Source organism: Protofrankia sp. Cj3, assembly GCF_917627355.1.
GTDB lineage: Bacteria > Actinomycetota > Actinomycetes > Frankiales > Frankiaceae > Protofrankia.
Window position 1 is genome coordinate 9,616 of the sequence record NZ_CAKJTR010000056.1, and the last position, 7,788, is coordinate 17,403.

The window sequence follows — 7,788 nt, forward strand, 5'->3', positions numbered from 1 at the left end:
CCCGCGACGTCGCGTCCCCTCTTGAGCGGCCGCCGCCGGGATCGTCACGGCGCGGTCGCGGTCAGGCCGCTGGCAGGCCGTCAAGAAGGGCGATCAGGTCTCCTTCCTGAACGACGTCGCCCTCCCGCACCGCGATCTGGGCGACCCGGCCGCCGTCCTCGCTGAGTACCGGGATCTCCATCTTCATGGAGTCGAGAATCACCAGTGTGTCCCCGGCCGACACCGTGTCACCGACACCGACCACGACCTTCCACACGTTGGCGACCATCTCGGCTCGAACTTCCTCGGCCACGGCTCCCCTTCCTAGGGCGTGTTTCGAAAGCCATCTGTCCGGCTCGCCACGTCCAGGCGGCCTCTGGCTGCGTTCTCGGCCACACCGATACAACTCATCCGGTATCGGTGTGGCCTGCGGCCTTGCCAGGAACCACCTGGACGCGGCTCCCTGATCGAACCACGACTTCCGAAACACGCCGTAGTCCCGACCGGACAAACGCGCACCGTGAGCGTAGTGCGCACGTGGACCTGACCGCTGCGCGCCACGGCGACAAAGAAAATCCCGGTTAGAGCACTGATTCACCCAAATCCAGTACTGGCCGGCAGCTGATTGTGATCTTCCGACGCTCGGCCAGGGAGGCGGCGCGGGCAAATCAGACATGCCGGAATGTCGCCCCTGCGCCGCGGCACGGCGCGGACGAAGCACACTACGAGGGTGTTCGTTCTCCTTGTGCTCGTCCTGGTCGGTGGTGCCACGGTCGGGCTGATTCGCGGTGGGACGCCAGCTGCCCTGGTGCGGATCTATGTGGCGCGCCCACGGGCGCTCGCGGCCGCGTTCGCGGCGCTGCTCCTCGGGCAGGTCGTCCCCGGCACCTACGCGGCCGGCTGGGTGGTGGCAACGGTCGCGGTGGCATTCTTCGCGGCGGCGAACCCCCGGCTGCCAGGCCTCGGCCTGCTGCTGGCAGGCATCACGCTGAACACAGTGGTGGTCCTCGCCAACAGCGGTCAGATGCCGGTGTCGCGCTGGGGAGCCGACCGCGCTGGCGTCGCGTTCAGCGACGTGCGGGGGTCATCCCAGTACACCCCCGGGGACACCGCCACGGTCCTGCGCCCGGCAACGGACGCAATACCGCTGGCGTTCCCACCCGCGCCAGCGGTGGTCAGCATCGGCGACGTCCTGGTCGCCGCCGGGGCAGGGCTGTTCGCGGCGGTCGCGCCAGTGCGGGCGCGCCGCACGCTGGCAGCCCGCCGCATCCATACCGCACGGCCCGGACACCCCGGCGCGGCCGGTCCCGCGGCTCCAGATCCCCTGGCCTCGACCGCGGCGGCACTGTCAACCGACGGCCCGTGACAGGATGACCGGAGCCGAGTTGATCGAAACGGAAGGAGAAAGGAGGTACCCGACGTGGCGAAGAAGAAGCGCAAGCGACGCGCCCGCGCCAAGCACAAGGCCAACCACGGCAAGCGCCCCAACACCTGAGCCGGCGCCGGCGGGCCGCGGTTGAACGTCTTACCAGGATCCACCGCGGTCCGGTCCCCGCTCTCGCCCGGCCAGGCGGCGCGACGGCTACCCGCCGTCGACAGCCTCAGAGCGTGTGTGAGATCGGGCTTTCGATCAGTGAGCCGCGTCCAGGCGCCGCCTGGCAAGGCGGCAGGCCGAAGCGATACCGGATGAGTTGTACCGGTGTGGCCGACAACGCGGCCAGGGGGCACCTGGACGCGGCAAGCCGGAATGACGATCTCACACGCGCTCTCAGCGGGTGCTGACGCGGGGCCGCAGCCAGGCGACGGTCTGGCCCAGACCGTCATCAAGATGAACCCGCGGCTGCCACCCGACCAGCCGCCGTGCCTTGCTGATATCGAGCTCGATCCGCTGGAGCTCCCCGGGACGGGACGGGGCGAACTCCGGGACGTCGGCCACCCCGATGATCCCCGCGATTCTGCTGTGCAGCTCCCGGACGGCCGTCTGGGTAGCGGTCCCGATGTTGAGCCGTTCGCCGTCGGCCGCCGCCGCCGAGACCGAGCGGGCGAACGCGTCCGCGACATCACCGACGAAGACATAGTCACGGGTGGTCAAACCATCACCGAAAATAACGGTCGGCCGCCCCTCGAGCATCGCCGTCCCGAAGATCGCTACCACACCGGCCTCGCCGTGCGGATCCTGGCGTGGCCCGTAGACGTTGCCAAGCGCCAGCGCGGTCGTCCCCAGGCCGTAGGTCGATCGATACACGGACAGGTACAGCTCGCCAGCGGCCTTCCCAGCCGCGTACGGCGACTCGGGAGCCACCGCGGCGGTCTCGTCGACCGGCAGCCGCCGGGGCGTCCCGTAGATCGAACCACCGGACGATGTATGGACGAACTTCGCGACGCCGGCCCGCCGGCTCGCCTCCAGCATGTTGATCGTTCCAAGCACGTTCAGGCGGGCATCAAGAAGTGGGTCCCTGATACTCACCCGCACATCGATCTGCGCCGCCAGATGCAACACCGCATCCGGGCGAACGCGCCCCACCATATCCACCACTTCAGGCGAGGTGATATCGATCTTCTCGAACGAAAACCGGACATCACCGGAGGCCTGGGCCAGGTTCTCAAGGCGTCCGGTGGACAAATCGTCGATTCCGACGACGTCGTGGCCATCAGCCAGCATACGGTCCGTAACCGTGGAGCCGATAAAACCAGCCGCGCCAGAGACAAGAATACGCACGGCACCACAGCCTAACCACTACGGACTGAACATCAGCGGACAGGCGCCCTACTCGGCGCGAAACTCCGACCTGGCCGCGTCGGCTCTCGCGGCCCGCAAACGCTCCAGTACACTCCTGCGCAGGGCGTCGGGAGCTCGCTCACCCCCGCATCCGCGGGCTACCAGGAGCTTCACCTCGTGCTCCACGCCGAACTGGCGAAGACACGGGGAACATTCGTCCAGATGTGAACGAATCAGATACTTGTGATCAAAATCGATCTCACCGTCGAGATACAGATAGACGGCTTCCAGCACCTTCCGGCAGTCGACAGCATGCGGGTCACCACAGGTCACGATCCACCGCCATCGCCTTCGGAGCGGCCGGCACGCACCAAGCCCCGCTCGTGGGCATAGTGCTCGAGCGAAGTACGCAGGCTGCGGCGGCCGCGGTGCAGCCGGGACATCACGGTACCTATCGGGGTACCCATAATCTCCGCGATCTCCTTATAGGCGAAGCCCTCGACATCCGCAAGGTAGACCGCAATCCGGAAATCCTCGGGCAGCGCCTGGAGGGCCTCCTTGATATCGCTGTCCGGCAGATGCTCCAACGCCTCGGTCTCAGCACTCTTGAGCCCGCTGGACGTATGCGACTCCGCGTCGGCCAGCTGCCAGTCCTCGACCTGCTCGGTCGGGCTCTGCAACGGCTGGCGCTGCCGCTTGCGATAGGTGTTGATGAACGTGTTCGTCAGGATGCGGTACAGCCAGGCCTTGAGGTTCGTACCCTCCTGAAACTGATGAAAAGCCGCAAAGGCCTTGACAAAGGTCTCCTGAACCAGATCCTCGGCATCGGCAGGGTTCCGCGTCATGCGCAGCGCCGCCGCATAGAGCTGATCGAGAAAAGGCAGGGCGTCTTGCTCGAAACGGCTGGCCCGCTCTTCGGCAGTCTCTTCGACCAGGACCACTCCCTCGTACCTCGGGTCGTCCGCGGGGCGCCGGCTGACAGGCACACAGCCGACCATTGAAACGGACGATACCTTGCCGGGTGCGGTCACGCGGGCGGAAAAACCACCGAGGGAACCAACGGCCGGCGCGCTGCGACAACGACCGGGATCGCTCCCGTCCCCGGCGCGCGGCCGCGCGGGGACGACCGGTACCGGCACGGCGCCGCCGATACCGGGGGTGATGCCGGGGCCGGTACCGGACACCGGCCCACTCGCGAACTGAGCAGTCATCAAACCTCCGAGTGGATGTCCCCGCCGACGGGGAACGACGCGGCCGCTCGGGGACGAAATGCCCCGGTGAGCAGGCTGTTCGCGTCGACGGCCCGAAGTGCCTTGTAGGTTGCGTAACCGTCCGGCCGGGCGCCGGGATTCCCGCCAGCCGGGCCGGGCCGAGGGCCGCCGTACCAACGGACCACCACCGAGGCGGCGCGCGGGCCGGCCAGCCCCGATCCCGTGACGCCTCCCGTACGGGCAACAAAACATGACAGGACAGCCAACGCGGCACCATGCATTCAACTACTAATACCACACAAAAACACTACAAAACCTACAGCCGCGGGCGCGGCGGGAAACCCGTGGCACTCACCCGCCGGCTATCTCCAGCAAGGGCACGCCGGGAGGGGATCCACCAGCCACGGTCATCGCCGTGACAGATATGCCACTGTTGATCATTCACATCTGTCAGACTTCCCGGGAGTCCGTGTGACGTGTTTCGCATCTTCTCCCTTCGAAGGGTAGGAAAGGTCCATGCTGCCCCGCCTCGACGCCGAGCCAGATCAGCCGCGCGGACGAACCACGACCCTCGTCTATGAGGCGCCCGCGGACAGCGATGATCCGTACTGGGCGTTCTACGAGGATGTCGCCGCAACTCAGCTGGCCAGCTGGCTGCCAACGGCACAGATCCGGGTGCTGGACGTCTCCGGCCCACGGACGCGGTTCGCGCGCCAAATGGTCGCGGCCGGGCACGACGTCGTGCGGGTCGTCCCCTCGGTGGACCGGCCGAGCCCCGTGCACGGCCGGGAACAACTGGGCGGGCCCGCCACCGACCAGGGCAGGTTCCTTCAGGTCGCGGGCGATTCCCGCTCTCTCGACTGGTTCGCTCCGGCAAGTTTCGACGCTGTCCTCGCCGAAGGGCGGACGCTGTCGTTCTGCCTGGCGACCGAGACGACCCTGGAAGAGATCTACCGGATGCTGCGCCCCGGCGGGCGGCTGCTGCTGTGTGTCGACTCGCTGTTGCTCGGCCTTGCCCGCCTCGCCGAACAGCACCGCTGGGCCGAGCTGTCGGACGTGCCGCGGGCTGACGTCGTCCTCGTCCCCGCTGAGGACGGCTCCATCACCCGCTGTTTCTGGCCAGAGGAGCTGCACGCGCTGCTGACCAGCGCGGGCCTGGACGTCGACTGGATCCGGCCGCGAACGGTGCTGTCCGCCGAAGCGGTGACGCGCGCCGTCGCCTCGGATGTGTCCTGCTTCCCCACCCTCGTCCGGACCGAAGTCGAGCTCTCCGCCGAACGCGAGGGCGAGTCCATCGGCATCCACCTTGTCGCCAGCGCCCGCCGCCCCGGCTGACAAAGATCATCCCCAGGGCTTCGGGCACGGCGCCGGCAGCCGCTATCCGCGGGAGGTGGCGTGCGGCATGCTGAGGTGATGACCGCCACCACGGACGTGCCCATCGACCCCTGGCCGGCGCCCAGCGTGGATCGACCGGTCGACGCGACCGTGATGATGCCCGGCTCGAAGTCCGCAACCAACAGAGCGCTGGTGCTGGCGGCGATCTCGGACGGCACGAGCCGGCTGCGCCGGCCCCTACGATCACGTGACACGTTGCTCATGGCCGCCGCGCTCCGCCGGCTCGGGGTTGCTGTCGTCGACGACGACGGCGACTGGGTAGTCCATGGTGAGCTCCCGCTGCGGGCGGCCCAGGGCGCTCTGATCGACTGCGGCAACGCCGGCACCGTCGCCCGGTTCACCCCGGCGCTGGCCACGCTTGCCCACGGCGACCTGGTATTCGACGGCGACCCGCACATGCGTGAACGTCCGCTCGGCCCGCTGCTTGACGCGTTGCGGGCACTCGGCGCGCGCATCGACGGCGACCGGATGCCGCTGACCGTCCACGGACGCGGGCGCCTTACCGGAGGCGAGGTGACGGTGGACGCGTCCGCGTCCAGCCAGCTTGTGTCCGGGCTGCTGCTCGCGGCACCCCGCTACGATCATGGTGTGACCGTCCGCCATGTGGGCTCGCGGCTGCCGTCCTGGCCGTACCTGGAGATGACCGTCGCGGACCTGCGTGCGGCCGGTGCCCTGGTCGAGGTTGATACCGACCGGCGGGCGGGGGCCGCGGGGGCCGCGGTGACGGCGCGCTGGTCGGTCGCGCCCGGCCGGATGCTCGCCCACGACCGCGTCATCGAACCCGACATCAACAGTGCCGCCGCCTTCCTCGCGGCGGCGGCCGCGACCGGCGGTCGTGTTGTTCTCGCCGACTGGCCAGCCGCGACCGTGCAACCCGGCCGGATGCTCCCGGACCTGCTGGCCGCGATGGGGTGCGCCGTCACCCGGACAGCGGCCGGTCTCGAGGTACGCGGGCCGCAACGCCTGCGGGGCATCGACGTCGACCTCACCGACTACGGCGAGGCCGCGCCCACCCTCGCGGCGCTCGCCGTCCTCGCCGATTCACCCAGCCGCCTGCGGGGCATCGCGCACCTGCGGCTACAGGAGACCGACCGGCTCGCGGCGCTCGCGGCGGAGCTGGGGCGCCTGGGTGCGGCGATCACCGTGACCGATGACGGGCTGGCCATCTCTCCCGCGCCACTGTCCGGCGCCCGGCTCGACCCACGGGCCGACCATCGGCTCGCCATGGCCTATGCCGTGGTGGGGCTGGTCGTGCCCGGGGTGCTCGTCCACGACATCGCCACGACCGGCAAGACCGTGCCACACTTCGACCGGCTGTGGGCACGCATGCTGGCCGGTACCAGGATGCTGGACGAGACGGTCCGGCAACCATGAAAGCCCGCCGTCGCGGGCTGGAACGGCGCGGGTGAATGCCGCGGGAGCTGGACGAGGACGACGTACGGGTCCGAGCTGGGCGCGGGTCACGGCCACGTACCCGGGAGCGGCCCGACCACGCCGACGCGGTGGCGGCGAGCATCGTCGCGGTCGATCGCGGCCGCTACACCTGCCATGTCACCGGACGGATCGCGGCGACGGCAGCGACCGTGCGGGCGACCAGGGCGAAGGCGCGGGCGGACGATGGGTCGACCGGCCCGCCGCAGTCCACCGGTATCCTGGTCGCCGCCGTCCGCGGCGGCTCGTTACGCCGGACGAGCGTGATCGTCGGCGATGAGGTCGCCCTGGTCGGGGACGTCTCCGGCTCGCCTGGCAGCCTGGCCCGGATCGTCGCGCGAGCTGAACGCCGGAGCGTGCTGCGGCGCACCGCCGACGACACCGACCCCCTCGAACGCCCGATCGTCGCCAATGCCGACCGGCTCATCATCGTCTGCGCCCTCACGGACCCACCACCGCGCACCGGGATGATCGACCGATGCCTGGTCGCGGCCTACGACGGTGGCCTGGAACCGGTGCTCTGCCTCACCAAGGCCGATCTCGCCGACGACGCGCCATTGCGGGAGCTCTACGGACCGCTCGGCCTCCCGGTGGTGACCACCCGGCCGGACAGGAGCGTCGAAGCGCTGACCGCGCTGCTCCGCGGCCGTGTCTGCGTCCTGTTCGGTCATTCCGGTGTCGGCAAGTCAACGCTGGTCAACCGGCTGGTACCGGATGCCGCCCAGACAATTGGCGCGGTCAACGCGGTCACCGGACGAGGCCGGCACACATCGTCCGCGGCCATCGCCCTGCCGATGCCCGGTGGGGGCTGGGTCGTCGACACCCCGGGGGTGCGCTCGTTCGGGCTGGGCGCGGTCCGCGCGGAGCGGGTACTGGCCGCTTTTCCCGATCTGGCTCCGGCCGCGGCCGCGTGCCCGGGTGGCTGTACCCATCAGGCGGGCCTCGCGGACTGCGCGGTCGACCGCGCCGTCGATGACGGGCTGGCGGAGCCCGGCCGGCTCGCGAGCCTGCGCAGGCTCCTTGTCGCCCGCTCCGGTGCCGACCCGGCATAGC

Annotated in this window: 10 protein-coding genes; 5 read left to right on the forward strand and 5 right to left on the reverse strand. The window is 69.5% G+C overall.

The window, feature by feature from the left end; all coding sequences use genetic code 11:
• Positions 1-61: 61 nt before the first annotated feature.
• A complete protein-coding gene (locus MJ783_RS10055) occupies positions 62-292 on the reverse strand; it encodes a biotin/lipoyl-binding carrier protein (protein ID WP_239310119.1) in 231 nt (76 codons plus the stop codon).
• Positions 293-709: 417 nt separating this feature from the next.
• Here MJ783_RS10055 and MJ783_RS10060 point away from each other — a divergent pair, with 417 nt between their 5' ends.
• Positions 710-1,345 carry a DUF5317 family protein gene (locus MJ783_RS10060; RefSeq protein ID WP_239310120.1) on the forward strand — a complete coding sequence of 212 codons (636 nt, stop codon included), beginning with the start codon at positions 710-712 and terminating at the stop codon, positions 1,343-1,345.
• Positions 1,346-1,399: 54 nt separating this feature from the next.
• Complete coding sequence (locus MJ783_RS23635; RefSeq protein WP_369809780.1) at positions 1,400-1,474, forward strand: 50S ribosomal protein bL37; 75 nt, start codon at positions 1,400-1,402, stop codon at positions 1,472-1,474.
• A 273-nt stretch (positions 1,475-1,747) separates the two neighbouring features.
• Here MJ783_RS23635 and MJ783_RS10065 read toward each other — a convergent pair whose 3' ends face one another.
• The 4 genes from MJ783_RS10065 to MJ783_RS10080 form a co-directional block, all read right to left on the reverse strand.
• Entirely contained in the window at positions 1,748-2,698 is a 951-nt protein-coding gene (locus MJ783_RS10065) for a GDP-mannose 4,6-dehydratase (protein WP_239310121.1), read from the reverse strand.
• Between the two features lie 48 nt (positions 2,699-2,746).
• Positions 2,747-3,031, reverse strand: coding sequence for a mycothiol system anti-sigma-R factor (rsrA, locus tag MJ783_RS10070; RefSeq protein WP_239310122.1), 285 nt, complete (start codon positions 3,029-3,031; stop codon positions 2,747-2,749).
• On the reverse strand, positions 3,028-3,837 hold the full coding sequence (locus MJ783_RS10075; protein ID WP_370651590.1) for a sigma-70 family RNA polymerase sigma factor: 810 nt from the start codon (positions 3,835-3,837) through the stop codon (positions 3,028-3,030). Before MJ783_RS10075 ends, rsrA begins: the two co-directional genes overlap by 4 nt.
• Positions 3,838-3,908: 71 nt before the next feature.
• A complete protein-coding gene (locus MJ783_RS10080; protein WP_239310123.1) occupies positions 3,909-4,175 on the reverse strand; it encodes a hypothetical protein in 267 nt (88 codons plus the stop codon).
• Between the two features lie 250 nt (positions 4,176-4,425).
• On the opposite strand from MJ783_RS10080, the gene MJ783_RS10085 reads away from it, so the two are divergent.
• From MJ783_RS10085 to rsgA, 3 genes are all read left to right on the forward strand, one after another.
• Positions 4,426-5,244 (forward strand): methyltransferase domain-containing protein, encoded by an 819-nt coding sequence (locus MJ783_RS10085; protein ID WP_239310124.1) that lies wholly within the window; start codon positions 4,426-4,428, stop codon positions 5,242-5,244.
• Positions 5,245-5,322: 78 nt separating this feature from the next.
• A complete protein-coding gene (gene aroA, locus MJ783_RS10090; RefSeq protein WP_239310136.1) occupies positions 5,323-6,678 on the forward strand; it encodes a 3-phosphoshikimate 1-carboxyvinyltransferase in 1,356 nt (451 codons plus the stop codon).
• A gap of 35 nt (positions 6,679-6,713) precedes the next feature.
• Positions 6,714-7,787 carry a ribosome small subunit-dependent GTPase A gene (gene rsgA / locus MJ783_RS10095; protein WP_239310125.1) on the forward strand — a complete coding sequence of 358 codons (1,074 nt, stop codon included), beginning with the start codon at positions 6,714-6,716 and terminating at the stop codon, positions 7,785-7,787.
• Position 7,788 lies beyond the last annotated feature (1 nt).